We start from the raw sequence: 18,136 nt of genomic DNA, 5'->3' as shown, positions 1-18,136 counted from the left end.
ATATTTCTTTCATTATACGTGATCGTTATTAATGAAGTGGCGAGACGGAACAAACGCTGGGAGTTTTGTGTTAATTTATTTAAATATAAAAAACAAAATAATATTCAACGAATTGATTTATTTATTCTTTTTTCATTTTCACTTGTCATCACCTACATCGTTACTCTACTGTTTAGTTTGCTACTCATCTTACTCATTCGCCTAAATCCAACCTTCTTGGAAAACCTCAATATTTGGATGTTACATATGACGATCACCGTCATTAAATATGCAACTTTATTGCTATGTTTAATCCCTTTATATAAAGCATTTATCGCCTATAAAAAGCAAAAAAACGATAAGTGAGACATTGTAGCGAAGAGATATCACTTTACCTCTTCGCACTTAAAAGCACGCTATGTCATCCCCATTAACTTTTTATACTGCTTGATCACTTAAATAAATCAATAACACAACTAAATTAAGTGACACTTTCTATTTACCAACGATTAATATTTCCCCAATCCGCTATAAATACCACTAACAAAACGGCTTTCATGATAACTTTTCAAACTTAAAATTCTCCTAAAGTGATAACTGCAACGCTTGATTCAGAATATTTACCTTTAGTTAGGTCATATAATAAAACTTAATAATAACTAAGCATTCTGATATAAGTGAAAAAAATGTCTGAGAACACAAGCAATCCTATTGATTTACTTATCAATAACCCGCAACCCTATGCGCCAGAAAGTATTGATGATGCGTTATTTTCAGCCGCAATGAAACAAGCTGATACCTGGCATTTAAACCGTAATGTTAATTATGCAAAGTTATGGGAAACAGAAGCCAACCCTCTGATCCCTATTAATTTGTTTAAAACCATGGATTTGGCGACAAATACCCAGCTTGATGGTATATGGTTAAATAGTTCAGGTACTGGGCAACATGGGAAAACACGCGTTTTCTTTGACAATCTCAGTTTAAAACGTATTGAAACGGCTATGGTGCAAATTTTTTTGCATAATCATTTGATTTCAACCACACCTTCTCGCTTTTTAATGTTATCTCCTGATCCCGCCACAGGTGAGCATGCAGGTTATGCCACTGCCTTTTTAAAGTTCACCCAATGTGCCCCAATACAAGAGCTTGTTTTTACTGTGTCAGAGCAAGGTCAATTTGATAGTGAGTTAGCGTGGTCTACACTCAAACGCTGGGCTAATGATCCTGCCCCTATCTATATTTTAGGCTTAACACTGTTTTTTGAATTTTTATGCCTAAAACGCCCTGAACCATTTACCTTGAAATCACCGATAAAAGGCTTAACCGGCGGTGGTTGGAAAGGGATGACAAAACAACTTGAACGCCCTGAGATTATTCAAGGTTTGCAACAAGTTTTACAAGCGCCTAGCGTCGATATTCGCGATATTTATGGTATGACTGAACATCCTCTTCACTACATTAGTTGTCCTGAAGGTCATTTTCATCTCCCTGCTTATTCACGTTTTTCAATCATGGCTGAAGATGGGAGCCATGCACCAGAAAATAAAAATGGACTCATTGTACTTGAAAGCCCTCTGTTTGCCTCAATACCTTCACATCGCTTATTAACGCAAGATCTGGGTTGTTGGGGCAATAATTGTGCCTGTGGTCAACCGCTACCCTTCCTGCGCTATCTAGGACGAGCATCTACCCCAGAGGGCACCTGTGCGGCACAAGTAAAATGAAAAACTCACTACAAACGCGTGTAAATAAAATCAAACTGTGCCTAACAACTTTGCGTGAAGCTAATTGGTCGTTTTCGGAAGATGAAAATACGCAACAATTTTGTTTATCGCGTTTGGAGCGTCTGACTGAAAATCAGTTATTGGAACAAAAGATCCATCGTGAATTAGGTGGAAAATATTGGCATGCACCGAAGCGTTTGCTGATTATTGTTTCTGAAAAAGATCCATTAGGTACACTAGAAGCGCTATGTGCCGCTTACCTTATTGGCAGTAAAATTCGCCTGAAAGCCCGCATATCAATCAATTATTTGCAACAGGTTAAACGCATTCTGTCACTTGATGATGAGGAGTGTGAAATCATTGATTGGCAAAGTCATTTACAAAATGATCAGCAGATACTCTCTGGCGTCGATACGGTCTTACTCGCAGGGGGCGAGGCATTAATCCAACACTATCGCCAAATCACACCGCCACATATCAAATTGGTCGAACTAGGGCCAAAAATCAGTGGCATGGCAATCATTGGCAAGCAACTTCCTGCAATTGAATTGATTTTGTACGATATCGCCCTTTTTCACCAACAAGTCTGTAGCTCACCTCGATTCATTTTGTTGGATAACCCCTTAGCGGCAGAAGCGCTTTATCATCAACTGATAACCACACTTGATCACCTTCCCATTTTGTCTGACAACCTACGTTTACAAGGCATATCGCAATTTCGCGAGCATCGGTTCACTTATTCGCTATCCGCTCCCGATAAGCCGAGTGTTTACAGTGAAAAAACAGGCTGGGGAGTCACTTATCAAACAGAGTTTGCCCCTCAAGCATGGTTAACTCAGGGCTTTCAACTCGTCGTTGCTCCTATCGAAGATAGCCTAAAACAAGCGCAAACACTTTGGCCTGGGCGCCTACAGACCCTTGGTTATTTTGGCGATTTAGATTCTTTGTCATTACAACAATACAGTTTTACCCGTTATTGCCCAATTGGTCGCATGCACCAGCGCCCTATTCATGCGCCGCATGATGGCTTTTTCATGCTATCTGCCCTCGTTAACTTTATCAGTAAGGAAGAAAATGGCGATAAATAACCGCAACCTATTAATTACTGGTGGAACTGGGTTTATTGGCTCTCATTTGCTGCATAAGCTTGCTGAACAAGGTCATAATTTAACTGTATTATCTCGAAATCCACAAAATCGTGTGATTCCCTATCGCCCCAAATTACCTGAAAAGGTGAACGTGGTGATTGGTGATATTTTGCAACCTCAAAGCTTAAAACAAGCATTGGCAGGGCAAGATGCCGTGATCCACCTTGCTGCGGATTACCGTGTCGGTTTAGCGCCAACCCGCCAAGCACGGCAGCATATGTATCAAACTAATGTCATCGGCACCTCAAACCTGTTAGCAGCAGCTCAAGATGCTGATATTTCAAAAATCGTTTATATGAGCTCAACCGCTGCTTTAGGCGAAACCCAAGGCGCATTACTTGATGAATCTCACCGGCACAATGGCATCTTTCGTAGTTATTACGAAGAAACAAAACATATTGCACACGAATTGGTTGTAAAACAGCAATGCCAAGGCGCTCCTATCAATATTGCCATCAGCGGTGGGGTATTTGGTTTAGGTGATAACAGCGTATTAGCCCAGACCGTAAACGCCTTTTTACTTGGAAAAATCCCTTTTCATATCGCAACGACAAGCACATTTCAACTTTGTCATGTGTCACATGTTTGTGATGGACTCATCACACTACTATCACCGGAAATTGTTCGCCAAAACTATATCTTGGCTGGCGAGACTTTCTCTATGCCCGAACTTTTTCAGATGCTAAGCCATTTTTGTGGCAGACCTTCTTTACCTGCCAAAAAGGCTTCTTCACTGAAAATACCTGCTTGGTTAATGGATAAACTCGCCAGCCTTGGGCTGACAATGCCGTTATCTTGCGAAGCGCTTCATATAATGGATGGCAGCTCCTACACTTATTCTTCCTATAAGGCCCAACAACAATTAGGTTGGAGTGCAGGCTATCCAAAAGAAGAGTTTATCGAATACGTATCACACCTCGCGACTCAATTGTCATCTGCTAAAAAGGATGTAGCATGAAAACCAAACATCTCTCATGCCAATGGGGGCACGTCACTCTATCCCTCGAATCAGCACAATTACTTTCCGTTAAAGGGAATAGCGATAATGCAGTTTTTTTTGGTCAAGGTTATGGCACCGCTAAACTACGTTTATGGCAACTCGATTTATCCCGCCGTGTCGCCAGTGGTCGCTTATCTGAAATTATGGGAAATGGGGCCTTACGTACCGATGTTTTTCAGCGACGATTAGGATTAGTGGAGCTGGCTGAGCGTGCGACAAACATTGATTGTGCCGCACCAACTCACTCTTGGCAGGCTATGCAATATCAACATATTCAAGCTTATACTGCCGGTATCAACCAAGCACTTAGTGAAATGAAAGTCTTACCCATCGAGTGCTTATTACTGCACTATCGTCCTGAAATTTTTTCAATCTCAGACAGTTATTTATTAGGACAACTGAAATATTTTATTAATTCCGCGTGGCAATATGAACTATTCCACACGCGCATAGCAAATCGATTGACGCCAAAACAGCATCAACAGTTATTGGCAACCTTTAGCCATGAAGGCCATCAAATTCCCCCACTACCACTAAATGAAAATGGGGATTGGCACCAAGAAGTGGTTAAGGCACTCAAAGATGGATTAAAAGGATTGCAGTATTTAGGGCTAGCTTCACCCGATACGGGCTCGAATGTCATTGCCATCAGTGGGTCATTAACCCAATCAGGAAAACCGCTATTGGCTACCGACCCTCATATGGGGCATGTGAATCCTAATTTTAATCTACTTTGCCGCCTTGAAAGTGATGAAGGACTCAATGTCGTCGGCTCTCATTTTCCAGGCTCTCCTGGCATTATCGTCGGTCGTAATAACCATGCTGCATGGGGAATGGTTGGTATCATGGCGGATAACCAAGACTTATTTTGGGGTAAGCTCGACCTTGAAAATGAGCAGGTTGAAACGGCATCAGGGAATCTGCCTTTAACTAAAAATATCCATGAAATCAAACTGAAAAATGGTAAATCACACAGTTTCACAACTTATAGCTTTGCTCAAGGGCGGTTAGTGTCAGAAAAAAATGGCTACGGTATGTTTTTACGTTGGCCTGCACTAGATGACCCAAGTGGTGACATTACCTTTTATCAGCTCGCCAAATGCCAAGATTGGCCTTCATTTAGAGATGCCCTTAAGCATGTAAAAAACTCACCAATGATGGTTGGCTATGCTGATATTCATGGGGATATTGGTCTGCAAACCATGGGATATATTCCAAAGCGTCATCAACAAATCGGTAGCTTGGTACTAAACCTAACAGAGCCACAGCACCAGTGGTTGGGTTATGTGCCTTTTGATGAATTACCTTGCGAACATAATCCTGAACGAGGCTATACTCTTTATGCCAATCAATATAGTGAGTCACTGTTTACGGGAAAAGTGGCTTTATCTAATCGCTGGCATCCCCCTAGCCGTTCACGGCGTATCGAGGCGTTGATCCAACACACCGACCAACACACCACCGAAACATTGACCGCTATTCAGGATGATAAAACAGATTATTTTGCCCAGCAGGCAAAACATTTTTTATTACCTTTCGTCCCTGAAGACAAGATGTTATCGCAGTGGGATGGTAACACAGAGAATATCCAAGCTTCGCGCTTACTTGATGTATGGTTCCAACATTTAACCGATAAATTACTTGGCAAAGTACTCAAACGAGGTTCCAGAACGCTATATACCGATTTTTGGCCAAGTTGCCGCTGGAGCATTCTCAATATCCTGCAACACCATATTGAGGATTGGCAGCATGAAGCCGATGCTTTGCCTGATCTTATCCGTGAATGTTATGCCACTGCGTTAGTCGCTAGCCAAAAAATGGCCCACCCCCAAGTTGAGTTTCAACACAGCATCAAAAAACCAATATGGCTCAATAAGCTGTTAACAGGTCGTTTTCCTTATCAAGGCGGTAATCGCGAAACAGTCCATGCCACACGACAAAATGCCGATTTTCTGACGCAATCCCAAGCGGGTAAAAATAAGTCTATTAAGACTAAACCCTATACCTTTGGTCCTGGATTCAAACTAATCTCAAATTTAGCAAATCGAGGGGAATGTGTGTATTTAATCAATACACCGGCAAAAGGCTCCCCATTTTTTTGGCAACTAAGGAAAACACTTAACGATTGGCAAGCAGGTAAAAGAAAAACGACAAGACTGGCAAATAAGCAAAATAATAATGAGTGAGGATTTAGATCAATGGCAATCTTGAAGCAATGGCAGCAAACTAGTCATCCTGCTCGCCTTTGGCACCCGATTTCTAATTCACGTATTCAATGTGAATTATGCCCTCGAGCCTGTAAAATTAACCTAGGTCGAGTCGGGACTTGTAAAGTCCGTCGCAATGAAAATGGTCGCCTAGTGACGCTTAACTACGGCAAATCCGTTCCTATGACACAAGAGTCCATTGAAACCGAAGCCGTTTATCATTACGCTCCCGGTGAACGCATTCTTTCTTTAGGCAATATTGGTTGTATGCTGCGTTGTGACTTTTGCCAAAACTGGACAACGAGTCAAGCCCGCTATGTTCAAGACAGCCATGTGGCATATTATCGCCCTGAAGATGTGGTGAATTATGCCTTAAAACACAATATTCGTGTTCTTTCTTGGACTTATAACGATCCGGTTGTTTGGCACGAGTTTGTCATGGATACCGCGAAACTGGCACGTGAAAAAGGCTTAAAAAATCTCTATAAAAGCGCATTTTATATCAGTGAAAAAGGGATTGATGAATTACTCACCGTCATGGATATTTTTAGTATTTCATTAAAATCAATGCAGGATAGCTTTTATCGCAAACACACCGGTGGTCGCCTTCAACCTATCCTTGATGGGATCAAACAAGTTTATGATGCTCGAAAATCAGGTAATTACCCACATTTAGAAATCTCCAATCTGTGTGTGACAGGCCGCAATGACACATTAGAAGAGGCTAAAAAAGTCTCTGATTGGATGCTAACCCATCTTGATGCTGAAATCCCGCTACACTATGTACGTTTTCATCCCGACTACCAATATACCCATGTCGAGCGCACCGCTATCCCACTCCTTGAACAAGCACGTTTGCAAGCGCTCAATGATGGAATGCGTTATGTTTATGTCGGTAATGTATTCGATACGCAAAGCGCCAATACCTACTGCCCTGAATGCCAAACACTGTTAGTAAAACGTAGTGGACTCATTGCAGAACCTTATATGGATAAAGGCTATTGCCCTCGTTGTCATTTCCATCCTCCAATTATTTTACCATGGGAAGATGCGAACACCGATAAAACAGTCTTGAGCATACCAGATGGGTTACATTGTATTACCCACATGTTCCGCGGCCCAGTTCAAGCCTGCCATATTGAGCAACAGCATGAATCGGATATTTATTACCAATTTGTCTCAAAAGACGGCACTCCTGTTAGCGATATCAATATGAATAACTGCGGTCGTTTTATGCTTTCTAAAAGTAACCCTAACGCGGAAGGTATTCGCCTCTATCATCATTTAAATGAACCTTGCCAACTATTTGAAGTTTATGACCGTGCCCATTTTCCTGTCACGGAAGCAGAGAAAACCCACCTTGGTAGTGAAAATGTGCCGGTAACTTTTATACCATTAAAGGGGCGCTAATATGCCGTTAAATCGTGGATGGTCATATCTACGCGCACAATCCATCGCCACGCAGCTACGTCGTGCCAAACTCAATGATAAAAGCCCTAATTTACCCATTATTTATCTACCGGGTATTTTAGGCAGTAAACTGTTTGATAGATCCAAACAAGCATTTATCTGGGGGGATTATCGTGGCGTTTTCACGAAAAGCGATTATGAGTATCAGGCTCCTTCTCCCGATACCCCTTGTAATATCTTAGCCACAGAGCAACTGCATGAATTCACGATTGTTCCTAAGCTCATCACAACATTGGTCACACAGGAGCTGAAAGATGTTTTGCACGTTGGTTTAGGTTATCGAGAAGGCCAAGACCTCTTCTTTTTAGCCCATGATTGGCGAGCGGATCACCGAGAGCTTGTTACAATATTAGATGCCGAGATTAAGCGCATAAAGACCCTTTTTGGTGACAAACAAAAATGTATTATCATTGCGCAATCGGCATCTAATTTGGCTGTACGCTACTGGTTGCGTCAAACCAGTGAAGAGAATCGGCAGCTTATTGCCAAATGGTATGCTTTCGGCCCGCCATGGGAAGGAACGTTTCATGCGTGGTCAATGATGGAAACTGGCTATTACGCCGGTAGTCGCTATTTTTATGGCTTTTCTCCCGATGATATTGCCGGATACCCGAGTGCTTACCAGTTACTTCCTGCTAATCCAACCGTTATCGATCATCATGGCAAAGCCATTGAACCGTTTGATATCTATGATGCCGACTGCTGGCAGCGGTTACGTATCGGCCCATACAAAACCTCCATCGTTTCAGAGCAATGCCAACGTGTACGCGATAATCTAGCAAGTTACTTACACAGTGCGAAAACATTTAACCATGCAGTTTCTGGTGTATGCCCTCATGAGCAGTCTGTTCCACAGGTTTGGTATCTGAGTGATAACAATACCGCTTTAACCGCTGCAATCTGGGCGCGTGATCGCTGGTATCTGAAAGCCAAAGAGATAAAACGAGATTTTGCCCATTTAGCTGATAAGACGTTAGCTAAAGGCGATGACCATTTACCACTTGCAGGCTTACTTAAACATCGTTGTGGGCCTATTGTCCGTGATAATTATCAACAGCCTTGGGGGGAAAGTTTTGTCTTTATCAGCCAAGCATCTACTCACCGTGCATTGATTAATCATACGCCGAATTTACGCAGTCTTGCTTTTGATATTGCCACCACAAGGCGATTACATAGAGATAAAGCGGCATAGCCTTGCCCCTGTGGCTCCTCCCCCAATTGAACGTTCCCATAAAATTGACCGTGAATTAAGCGGTCTTCAAGCACTGAGTTCTGTATTCAACAGGGCTTAGTCCTTTTCATTTAACCTTGCATCTTTCATAGTGATAATCATGGATACCTTCATTCACGACTCCCCTGTTTAACAATCGAGTTAAACTTTTTGCCGCAAAAACGTTCAAGCTTAAGTAATTTAAAACTGACGTTTTAAGGACTGTTTTACCATAGAAAAAGCCCCTTCAAGTGAGACTAAAAGCATCCAACTTTTGGGGGCTGTTCAGTTTACGGCTTTTTTACTAACGGCCGGTAATAATTAACGCTGTTCTTGCCATTTACGATGCAGTTCTACCAGTTTATTGTGGCTCTCTTGCCAGCGTTGTGCGCCTTGTAAGTCTTTCAAGCTATATTGTCGACCACTATGGAACAGTGATGAAGCTAGGCTCCCTTGCTGCTTTGGTAGGTTATCTAATACACTCACCGCACCATCACGGTTGTTGCAAACCAACACCATATCACAACCGGCTGACAACGAAGCGGCTGCACGCTCTGGATAGCTTCCCATGATAGCCGCCCCTTCCATCGACAAATCATCAGAGAAGATCACACCATTGAAGCCCAACTGCTCACGTAAAATCGATTTGAGCCAGAATGGTGAGCCACTTGCAGGGCGGTCGTCTGCTTGTGTATAAATGACATGTGCAGGCATCACGGCATCAAGCAAATCGCGCTGAATAAAGTCTCTGAAGATTGACATATCTTTTTTACGAATAGTTTCAAGGTCGCGGTCATCACGAGGGGTTTCTTTATGAGAATCCGCTTTCACTGCCCCATGCCCAGGAAAATGCTTCCCTGTCGTTTTCATCCCCGCACTACGCATACCTTTAATAAACCGTTCCGCCATGATCATGGCAATTTCAGGATCTTCATGGAAGGAGCGCTCGCCAATCGCAATACTTTGATGCCCAAGATCTAGCACCGGCGCGAAACTAATATCGATATCCATAGCAATCATTTCAGATGCCATTAACCAACCAGCTTCCTCCGCTAATTTTGCCCCTTCAGATTGGCTATTAAGTGCTGCAAATGCTTGAGCGGAAGGTAATGCCGTAAAGCCATCACGAAAACGTTGCACTCGCCCGCCTTCCTGATCAACCGCTATCAATAAGCGATGACGGGATGCATCACGAATTTGGCGAACTAACTCCCTTAATTGTGCTGCATCATGAAAATTACGGGTAAATAAAATTAACCCGCCCACCAGCGGATGTGCCAGTATTTCACGCTCTTCACTGTCCAGCTCATAGCCCTGAACGTCTAGCATTATCGGACCCATACATGCCTCACTATTTAAAACGGTTTTACGATTTTTGCTCGCACTTGCGTTATACGAATTTAATTAACTAGGCAAACTAAAGTATTGCCTTAATGACCTTGAGTGTAACAAAAAATCATTATTTTGACTTTGGTTCCATTGCACTTCATACCACATTAACATCATATATTTGACCCATGGCGTCCATAGCCGGCATTGGTGAGCCAAGCATTCAACATCGCCATAAGCATGGTATTTATTGCAATACTCTGATAAGAAAAAATCACGTTGTGTGGTATTCAATTGGTTCGCTTGAAAATAGGTTTCCAATGACAATCCAATATCGGTATTTGCCGCATACTCCCAATCCAATAAAGCCAGCTGACCACTCTCAGTACAGACAATATTGCCTTTATGAATATCCATATGGGCGGGGGCTAACTTTAGAACCCTTGGCATAGGTGCGGATAAAAAATGTTGGTGCCATCGATGCCACCGAGGCCCTTGGCGTTTTGGATCAACTAAATACCCGTAATGGGCAATTTCTTGCCTAAGCTGTAGACGATAAGTGAGTAAGGGTTGAGTATGTAATTTAGCAATTGTTGCCGCTAATAAAGATTGAAATGTTGGTGTTAAAAATTGAGTATCACTGGGTTGCTGACCATCACACCATGATAGTAATAACCAATCTGAATTTCTTGCTAACACTTTGGGCGCTTGACCAAAGTGTTGTAATTGATGTAGTACCCGCGCCTCTTTACGTCTATTCACGAATAGAGCCGTTTGCGCCTGACTTTGAGCACGCGCAATCAGATTAAAAGTATGTGACCGTAAGTGATAGGTTCCCCCTGAAAGCCCTGCTAATGGGGTTACTTCCCACGTTTTAACGTTAATATTTGGGAAGCAACCTGCCAGCAGTGCCAATAATGCACTGTCATTGCTCAATATCGTTTTTTCCTGACCAAAGGATCTCACCGCTTTGCACTGCCATCAGCTGCATTTCGATATCGCGTTGGTCGTTAGAGCCTGAAATCACACTATACAATACATAATCAGCTTGTACGTAACGCCCTAAGCCAATCGCTTTACTGCGTGTAACAAGGCTATCGTCTTGCGATAAACCTAACGTTCTACGCGCGGCATTGACCACATCTTGTGGTACGACTTTAAAGCGATGACTGTCATCAACCGCTTTTACGATGGCTGAGGTCACATTTTGTACAGAAAATGAACCTGTCGTATTGTTTTTAACTGAATCCACCAGCAGAACTTTGCCGCTGCTCTCAACACCATTTGCCCCTGTCATCTGTCCGACTAAAGGCGAGACAGCAGCAGACCAATCTGTGGTTTTTTGCTTAGGTGGTGTAGGCACCTTATCGATTGGTGGTGGAGTTGTAGGCTCAGTGGGTTCAGTTGGCTCTACAGGGACAACTGGCGGAGGCGTTTTAGGCCTATCCTGCTGAAAAGAAGGACATCCTGCCAGCATCATCGCTGCCGCTGCAACGAACAAGATCCGTTTCATTATTTGTCTCCAAGCATTTGCGGTAAAAATACATAAACACGTACATTACGCGCGAGTGATGATGTACTTTCAGCATTAACACTAATCACTGAATTTGCAGGTATCATCTGCTGCAAATCATGGGTTGTTGCGATTTTCAATCCTTTATCGTCGTACCAATAGAGACGGTACATGACAGTCATCGGATTTGGCTGGCTATTGCTCATATTGATCTTAGCCACCGTCGCATAGTTCTCAACGCTGACTACAGGTTGCTCTACAATGATACCTTGCGCAAGAACCGCAGGCTCCATAATCACTCGTTGTTGATCATTGAATACTAACCCATCACGCTTACCCCATGAGCAAGCGCTCAGCGCAAACACCACAGCACTGAGTGTTAATATACGTATCAATGTTCCCCAAATCTTTTTCACATCATTACCTTATTTTGCCAGCAATGGTCCAAGAGGACGACCGCCAACAAGGTGCATATGAATATGAAACACTTCCTGCCCGGAGTGTTCATTACAGTTCATGATCAAACGGTAACCGCTTTCAGCAATCCCTTCTTGTTTGGCAATTTTTGCTGCAACGGTAAATAAGCGCCCCAATGCCAGTTCATCTTCCGCAGTCACATCATTCACTGTTGGGATGAGTTTATTGGGAATAATCAGGATATGTGAGGGAGTTTGTGGCGAAATATCACGAAATGCGGTAACCAGTTCATCCTGATAAACGATATCTGCCGGGATTTCACGTCGAATGATCTTACTGAAAATAGTTTCTTCTGCCATTGCGAATTCCTTTAATATTGACTAATTATTACGCTTTATTCTCGCCGACATTCAAATGAAATAGGCGGTTAAAGTTTTCAGTGGTAATACGTGCCATTTCTTCAGGGCTAACCCCTTTTAATACTGCCATATACTCTGCCACATCCCGCACATAAGCAGGTTGGTTCTCCTTCCCACGATGCGGCACGGGGGCTAAATAAGGTGAATCCGTTTCTACTAAGATCCTATCTAGTGGAACAACCCTTGCAGCTTCACGAATTTGCTCTGCATTGCGGAAGGTAACTATCCCTGAAAAAGAGATATACATACCAAGATCTAACAATTCCATGGCTGTCTGTTTATCTTCCGTAAAGCAGTGCAAAACACCGCCACAATCCATCACTTGTTCTTCACGTAAAATAGTCAGTGTATCTTCTCGCGCATCGCGCGTGTGAACTATCACAGGTTTATTAACCTGACGACCAATACGAATATGTTGACGGAAAGACGCTTGCTGAAGTGCTGCATTTTCTTTCTGATAATAATAGTCTAGCCCTGTTTCCCCTAACGCGACCACTTCTTCACCAGCAGCTAATTGCGCTAAGCGTTCAAAATCATACCCTTCATCCAAATTAAGTGGATGAATACCGCAAGAAAATGCCACATTAGCACGCTTGCCAATCATGGTTTTCATGTTATCAAAACCATGTAACGTTGTGGCAACCGCTAACATAAATCCGACATCGCGTTGCGACGCCTTTGCGATCACATCATCGACGCTTGTATGTAATTTTTCATAATCAAGGCAATCGAGATGGCAGTGTGAATCAACTACAAACATATTTCACTCTTTTTTATGGTGTTGGGGTAACAATTAATGCTTCCCATTGTAATAATTGATTTGTCAAAAGTAACTCTTGATTCAGTGCGGGCACTGTCATCAATTGGTGGCGGCAATTTTGCCAAGCCTCATAAACTTCAAACAATTGTGTATTTGTCATTCGTGATGCAAGTACGCTCACAAGTGGCAATTGGTCTTGATTTAAACAAAATTGGGCTGCATGTTGTTGCAGTTTCATGCTATCGGCTAATAGTCCGAGCAGCCACCCCATCGACTCAATCGCCTTATCATGATGAATCGCAGGTAATAACGACAACATATCATTATGTTGTATCCCATGAGCGAGTTTCTGGCATAGCACACTACGCTGTTGCCAATGCTCAGGTTGCAACAATGACATCGCCGCGACTGGAGCCCCTTGGCACAACTTTAACGCGGTCAATGCGTCGTTATAGTTGACGCCAACGATTTGCTTTTGTAACCAATACCACGCAATTTGCGATTCAGGTGGTGATAAAAAGGTATATAAGCAACGGCTTCGTAGCGTCGCTAATAGATTTTCACGTTTCTCGCAACCTAATAAAAAATAGGTCTGCTTTGTTGGCTCTTCCAAGGTTTTTAAGAGCGCGTTGGCCGCTGCATCGGTCAATGCTTCTGTTCGAGGAATATAGGCGACTTTAGCCCCATTTTGCTGTGCATGACTACTTAAGGTCTCTGTCAGTTTCCTTACCGCTTCCACGCTAACCGTTGTTTTGCCCTTCTCTGGCGCTAAAACATGGTAATCAGGGTGCGTCCCTGCCAACATCAATTGGCAGCTATGGCATTGCCCACAGCTTTTTAGCCCGTCTGTATTTTGGCAAATTAACCAGCGACTAATACCATAGCATAATGCTTCCACTCCGTTACCCGGTAGTGAATGCAATAACAATGCGTGGTGCCCACGACCTTGCTGGTAGGAGGTAATTAGTTGACGATACGTTTCATTCAACCAAGGGTACCAATTCATTGTATCACCTTATTTTGCCAACCATTGCTGCAAAGCTTGGCGAATATCATGTTGAACTTGTTCAATATTCTGGCTTGCATCAATCGTTAAAATAGTCTCATCGGAGGCCGCTAACTCACGATAACGTGCAAGAGTGCGTTCAAAAAATGCCAGAGACTCTTGCTCAATTCGGTCTAGCTCACCACGAGCGCGTGCACGCTGTAACCCTAATGCTGGAGGTAGGTCCAAATACAGTGTTAACGCTGGTTTAAATTCCCCCAAAACCAGATCACGCAATGACTGCATAAGTTGGCGATCAATACCACGTCCGCCCCCTTGATAGGCCTGTGAAGATAAATCATGCCTATCACCAACAACCCATTTACCCGCCGCTAAGGCTGGCTTAATGACGTTTTCAACCAGTTGGACACGTGCGGCATACAGCATCAAAAGCTCGGCTTTATCAGTGACTTTTTCCCCGCTGATCCCCTGTTTAATGAGTTCACGTAGCTTTTCTGCTAATGGAGTTCCCCCTGGCTCTCGGGTAAACGCAATGTCTTGGATCCCTGCCTGATTTAATGTTTCAACAACGGTTTTAATCGCAGTGGTTTTACCTGCTCCTTCTAACCCTTCAATAACGATATAGGCGTTTTTCATCTTACTTATCATTCTGTTTTTCAATTTTTCGATACACTTTGACGGCTCGATTATGGTCATTAAGGCTACTACTGAATGTGTGCCCACCTGTACCATCTGCAACAAAGTATAAATAGTTCGTTTTCGCAGGGTGTGCCGCGGCTTTAATTGATGCAAGACTTGGCATTGCTATCGGCGTTGGCGGTAACCCATCAATGCGATAGGTGTTATATGGTGTATAGTTGTCTAAGTCGCTACGATAAATTTTCCCGCGATACTTATCGCCTAAACCATAGATAACTGTAGGATCTGTTTGTAACCGCATATTTTTCTGCAAACGATTCACAAATACCGACGCCACTTGGTTTCTTTCACTGTCAATACCCGTCTCTTTTTCGATGATTGAAGCCATGATTAGCATCTCATACGCGTTTTTGTAAGGTAGATCTTTATCTCTCCCTTGCCAAACTTCATCGACATTTTTTTTCATTTGTTGGTGAGCGCGTTTTAATATATCAATATCACGCGTTCCCGCCGTATACAGATAGGTATCCGGATATAGCCAGCCTTCAAGGGTGGTCGTTCCATCAAAACCAATTAGCGCGTATAACTCTTCTTGTGTTTTCCCTTCCGCCTCATGTTTTAAGTAAGGCGCATCACGTAAGATATTTGTCCAATCAGAGAGTCGGTTACCTTCGACAAAACGAATGGAAAACTGCGCCTCTTTGCCACTGGAAATTAATGCTAACATCTGCGCGATATCCATATTTGGCTGGAGGCGGTAAGTCCCAGCCTTCATTTTAGCTAACTCTGGGCGCAATTTTAGTAACCATTGAAATTTGTTACTTTGATTAATCACTTTTTCGTCTACCAGCAATGCTTCAAGCGCAACGCGGCCTGTTCCAGCAGGAACCGTAAAAACTTTCTCTTGTGTTAGATTTAGCGGCTCTTTTGCATAGTTCAAAACCTGTTGATACATCACATAGGCACTTACGCCTATTACCAACAGAATAACGACAATTGCGATAGAGATTTTTTTAGCGAGTTTCATTCATTAACCATTCAGTGACTAAAGTTGGCAACGTAAAAACAAATATTCAAACAGTTCCCTTGATAAATATTGCCATTGAGGTTTATTGTTACCCAAGGTGATCGTAGCAACCGGCAGTATTGGCATCAACGTATTACAAATAAACACTTCATCACAGTTCCCCAATACATCGGGAAAACGTTCAACCTCCCGAAGATGGTACTGACTAGCAGCTAAAAGCGCTATGATCTTTTGTCTCATTAATCCATTTACGCCAGAAAATGCTAAATTTGGCGTAAATACAGTATCGCCTTTGCGCCAAAAAATATTGGCACTGCAACATTCAATTAAAATACCATCAGAATCAACAACTAAAGCCTCATCAACCTGAGCTTCATCAATTTCTTGGCGTATTAACACCTGCTCAAGGCGATTAAGGTGTTTGATCCCTGCTAAATAGGGATTTTTACTCGTTGGAATACGGCTTAATATCAGTTGGATACCTGATTTCTGCAACGCTTGGTAATGTTGTGGAAAAGGCGCGATAGACATTATTACCGTTGGCTGATTAAACCCTAAAGTGCTATAGCCTCTGCCCCCCGAGCCTCGGCTAATAATCACTTTAACAACGAATTCATCATCATTATGCTGTTGGCAAATCGCGTGGATCTGCTTCTCTAACATTTGCCAATCTGGTTGGGGTAATTTAAGGCGAGAGCTATCCTGCATGAGACGCCTAATATGCATATCAAGCATTTTTGGTTGATGATTAAACACATGGATCGTGGTGAAGCAGCCATCACCAAATTGCACAGCCCGATCAGTCACGTCAATATGACGGCACTCAACTCCATTAACCCAGTATAGCATTGATAATTCTTATAATAATGGCTGATAAATCAGTCAGTAACAGGATATTAACTATCATAAACTAAACTGACATAGACTGCAAAACGACACTAAAAATAAAGCCCCAGTATTGTGAACACTGAGGCTTTTACCCTTTACCACGTAAAGTAATACGTCTGGGTTACTTTTCGTGATAGCGACGGAAAATTAATGAACCGTTTGTACCACCAAAACCAAATGAGTTGCACAGAGCATATTCCATATTTTCTACTTTTCTTGCTTTGCCTGGAACAAAATCCAGTTTGCAAGCTTCATCTGGGTTTTCCAGATTGATCGTAGGCGGAACGATTTGCTCTGTCAGTGAAAGGATCGTAAAGATAGACTCAATGGCACCAGCGGCACCTAATAGATGACCTGTCATCGATTTTGTTGAGCTAACTAATACGTCGGTTCCTTCACCAAAGACCGAAATAACCGCTTGCGCTTCCGCTAAGTCACCTGCTGGTGTTGAAGTACCGTGAGCATTGATATAGCCCACTGCATTAGCTTCAATACCTGCATCATGCAGAGCATTTGCCATCGCCAGAGCAGCACCTTCACCATTTTCAGGCGGTGATGTCATATGATAAGCATCACTGCTCATGCCGAAACCAGCAACTTCAGCGTAAATTTTTGCGCCGCGAGCTTTAGCATGTTCATATTCTTCAAGTACGATAATACCCGCACCGTCACCCAGTACAAAGCCATCACGGTCTTTATCCCATGGGCGGCTAGCCGCTTGCGGATCATCATTACGCGTAGAAAGAGCCCGCGCTGCGCCAAAACCTGCAACACCCAATGGCGTTGTCGCTTTTTCAGCGCCACCAGCAATCATTACATCAGCATCACCATAAGCAATCATACGTGCGGCATGACCGATATTGTGAACACCTGAAGTACAGGCTGTGGCAATCGAAATACTTGGGCCACGGAAACCGTAAATAATGCTTAAATGACCTGCGACCATATTAATGATCGTAGAAGGAACGAAGAATGGGCTAACTTTACGAGGACCGCCATTTTGTAATGCTTCACAGTTCTCTTGAATTAGGCCTAGACCACCAATACCAGAACCAATCGCTAACCCTATACGAGTAGCATTGGCTTCTGTTACTTCCAGCCCGGAATCTTTGATAGCTTGATTACCAGCAGCAATTCCATACTGAATGAAAGGGTCCATCTTCCGTGCATCTTTGCGGGAGATACCATAATCTTCGTAATTGAAATCTTTAACTACGCCAGCAAATTTAGTTGCGTGGTTGGTAGTATCAAAATGTTCGATAAGGCTGATACCACTCTGTCCGTCACAAACAGCTTTCCATGATGATTCAACTGTGTTGCCGACAGGAGATAACATGCCCAGTCCGGTTACGACTACACGACGCTTAGACACGTAAATCCTCCAAGGAGGGAAAAAA

At 43.0% G+C, this 18,136-nt stretch carries 17 protein-coding genes; 6 read left to right on the top strand and 11 right to left on the bottom strand.

The window, feature by feature from the left end:
- Positions 1-665 precede the first annotated feature (665 nt).
- The 6 genes from PR833_RS01865 to PR833_RS01840 are packed head-to-tail and all read left to right on the top strand — an operon-like array spanning position 666 to position 8,723.
- The gene (locus PR833_RS01865; protein ID WP_040133242.1) at positions 666-1,706 is read left to right on the top strand and encodes a LuxE/PaaK family acyltransferase; all 1,041 of its coding nucleotides are present in this window, start codon (positions 666-668) and stop codon (positions 1,704-1,706) included.
- On the top strand, positions 1,703-2,794 hold the full coding sequence (locus tag PR833_RS01860) for an acyl-CoA reductase (RefSeq protein ID WP_014656165.1): 1,092 nt from the start codon (positions 1,703-1,705) through the stop codon (positions 2,792-2,794). The genes PR833_RS01865 and PR833_RS01860 overlap by 4 nt, the downstream gene beginning before the upstream one ends.
- On the top strand, positions 2,781-3,812 hold the full coding sequence (locus PR833_RS01855; RefSeq protein WP_014656166.1) for an NAD-dependent epimerase/dehydratase family protein: 1,032 nt from the start codon (positions 2,781-2,783) through the stop codon (positions 3,810-3,812). The genes PR833_RS01860 and PR833_RS01855 overlap by 14 nt, the downstream gene beginning before the upstream one ends.
- On the top strand, positions 3,809-6,040 hold the full coding sequence (locus tag PR833_RS01850; RefSeq protein WP_060561089.1) for a penicillin acylase family protein: 2,232 nt from the start codon (positions 3,809-3,811) through the stop codon (positions 6,038-6,040). The genes PR833_RS01855 and PR833_RS01850 overlap by 4 nt, the downstream gene beginning before the upstream one ends.
- A 12-nt stretch (positions 6,041-6,052) precedes the next feature.
- Entirely contained in the window at positions 6,053-7,471 is a 1,419-nt protein-coding gene (gene amrS / locus PR833_RS01845) for an AmmeMemoRadiSam system radical SAM enzyme (protein ID WP_014656168.1), read from the top strand.
- 1 nt (position 7,472) lies between these two features.
- Entirely contained in the window at positions 7,473-8,723 is a 1,251-nt protein-coding gene (locus tag PR833_RS01840; protein WP_040133245.1) for a lipase/acyltransferase domain-containing protein, read from the top strand.
- Between the two features lie 339 nt (positions 8,724-9,062).
- On the opposite strand, the gene nagZ is transcribed toward PR833_RS01840, so the two are convergent.
- From nagZ to fabF, 11 genes are all read right to left on the bottom strand, one after another.
- Positions 9,063-10,082 (bottom strand): beta-N-acetylhexosaminidase, encoded by a 1,020-nt coding sequence (gene nagZ / locus PR833_RS01835; protein WP_004920819.1) that lies wholly within the window; start codon positions 10,080-10,082, stop codon positions 9,063-9,065.
- Positions 10,083-10,145: 63 nt separating this feature from the next.
- Positions 10,146-11,006 (bottom strand): phosphotransferase, encoded by an 861-nt coding sequence (locus tag PR833_RS01830; protein WP_171830813.1) that lies wholly within the window; start codon positions 11,004-11,006, stop codon positions 10,146-10,148.
- Positions 10,996-11,583 (bottom strand): penicillin-binding protein activator LpoB, encoded by a 588-nt coding sequence (gene lpoB, locus PR833_RS01825; RefSeq protein WP_272525842.1) that lies wholly within the window; start codon positions 11,581-11,583, stop codon positions 10,996-10,998. The genes PR833_RS01830 and lpoB overlap by 11 nt, the downstream gene beginning before the upstream one ends.
- Positions 11,583-11,999, bottom strand: a complete 417-nt coding sequence (locus PR833_RS01820) for a YcfL family protein (RefSeq protein ID WP_014656171.1) — start codon at positions 11,997-11,999, stop codon at positions 11,583-11,585. Before PR833_RS01820 ends, lpoB begins: the two co-directional genes overlap by 1 nt.
- 9 nt (positions 12,000-12,008) lie before the next feature.
- Positions 12,009-12,359, bottom strand: coding sequence for a purine nucleoside phosphoramidase (hinT, locus tag PR833_RS01815; protein ID WP_004920823.1), 351 nt, complete (start codon positions 12,357-12,359; stop codon positions 12,009-12,011).
- A 28-nt stretch (positions 12,360-12,387) separates the two neighbouring features.
- The gene (locus PR833_RS01810) at positions 12,388-13,179 is read right to left on the bottom strand and encodes a metal-dependent hydrolase (RefSeq protein WP_014656172.1); all 792 of its coding nucleotides are present in this window, start codon (positions 13,177-13,179) and stop codon (positions 12,388-12,390) included.
- A gap of 13 nt (positions 13,180-13,192) precedes the next feature.
- The gene (gene holB / locus PR833_RS01805) at positions 13,193-14,185 is read right to left on the bottom strand and encodes a DNA polymerase III subunit delta' (RefSeq protein WP_036940789.1); all 993 of its coding nucleotides are present in this window, start codon (positions 14,183-14,185) and stop codon (positions 13,193-13,195) included.
- 9 nt (positions 14,186-14,194) lie between these two features.
- Positions 14,195-14,821, bottom strand: a complete 627-nt coding sequence (gene tmk / locus PR833_RS01800; RefSeq protein ID WP_272525841.1) for a dTMP kinase — start codon at positions 14,819-14,821, stop codon at positions 14,195-14,197.
- Position 14,822: 1 nt separating this feature from the next.
- Positions 14,823-15,851 (bottom strand): endolytic transglycosylase MltG, encoded by a 1,029-nt coding sequence (mltG, locus tag PR833_RS01795; protein WP_004920827.1) that lies wholly within the window; start codon positions 15,849-15,851, stop codon positions 14,823-14,825.
- An 18-nt stretch (positions 15,852-15,869) separates the two neighbouring features.
- The gene (pabC, locus tag PR833_RS01790; protein ID WP_272525840.1) at positions 15,870-16,700 is read right to left on the bottom strand and encodes an aminodeoxychorismate lyase; all 831 of its coding nucleotides are present in this window, start codon (positions 16,698-16,700) and stop codon (positions 15,870-15,872) included.
- 160 nt (positions 16,701-16,860) lie between these two features.
- Positions 16,861-18,111: a beta-ketoacyl-ACP synthase II gene (gene fabF / locus PR833_RS01785; protein ID WP_036940792.1), complete on the bottom strand. Its 1,251-nt coding sequence runs from the start codon at positions 18,109-18,111 to the stop codon at positions 16,861-16,863.
- Positions 18,112-18,136: the final 25 nt, after the last annotated feature.

This window comes from Providencia sp. PROV189, assembly GCF_028480065.1.
Classification (GTDB): Bacteria; Pseudomonadota; Gammaproteobacteria; order Enterobacterales; family Enterobacteriaceae; genus Providencia; species Providencia stuartii.
Note: the sequence above shows the minus strand (reverse complement) of the source record. Positions and strands in the feature narration are given on the sequence as shown.

Coding starts and splice junctions, on each gene's coding strand:
- amrS (WP_014656168.1), top strand. CDS start 6,053: ATGGCAATCTTGAAGCAATGGCAGCAAACTAGTCATCCTGCTCGCCTT.
- hinT (WP_004920823.1), bottom strand. CDS start 12,359: ATGGCAGAAGAAACTATTTTCAGTAAGATCATTCGACGTGAAATCCCG.
- PR833_RS01840 (WP_040133245.1), top strand. CDS start 7,473: ATGCCGTTAAATCGTGGATGGTCATATCTACGCGCACAATCCATCGCC.
- tmk (WP_272525841.1), bottom strand. CDS start 14,821: ATGAAAAACGCCTATATCGTTATTGAAGGGTTAGAAGGAGCAGGTAAA.
- PR833_RS01865 (WP_040133242.1), top strand. CDS start 666: ATGTCTGAGAACACAAGCAATCCTATTGATTTACTTATCAATAACCCG.
- nagZ (WP_004920819.1), bottom strand. CDS start 10,082: ATGGGTCCGATAATGCTAGACGTTCAGGGCTATGAGCTGGACAGTGAA.
- lpoB (WP_272525842.1), bottom strand. CDS start 11,583: ATGAAACGGATCTTGTTCGTTGCAGCGGCAGCGATGATGCTGGCAGGA.
- PR833_RS01860 (WP_014656165.1), top strand. CDS start 1,703: ATGAAAAACTCACTACAAACGCGTGTAAATAAAATCAAACTGTGCCTA.
- pabC (WP_272525840.1), bottom strand. CDS start 16,700: ATGCTATACTGGGTTAATGGAGTTGAGTGCCGTCATATTGACGTGACT.
- holB (WP_036940789.1), bottom strand. CDS start 14,185: ATGAATTGGTACCCTTGGTTGAATGAAACGTATCGTCAACTAATTACC.
- PR833_RS01855 (WP_014656166.1), top strand. CDS start 2,781: ATGGCGATAAATAACCGCAACCTATTAATTACTGGTGGAACTGGGTTT.
- mltG (WP_004920827.1), bottom strand. CDS start 15,851: ATGAAACTCGCTAAAAAAATCTCTATCGCAATTGTCGTTATTCTGTTG.
- PR833_RS01810 (WP_014656172.1), bottom strand. CDS start 13,179: ATGTTTGTAGTTGATTCACACTGCCATCTCGATTGCCTTGATTATGAA.
- PR833_RS01850 (WP_060561089.1), top strand. CDS start 3,809: ATGAAAACCAAACATCTCTCATGCCAATGGGGGCACGTCACTCTATCC.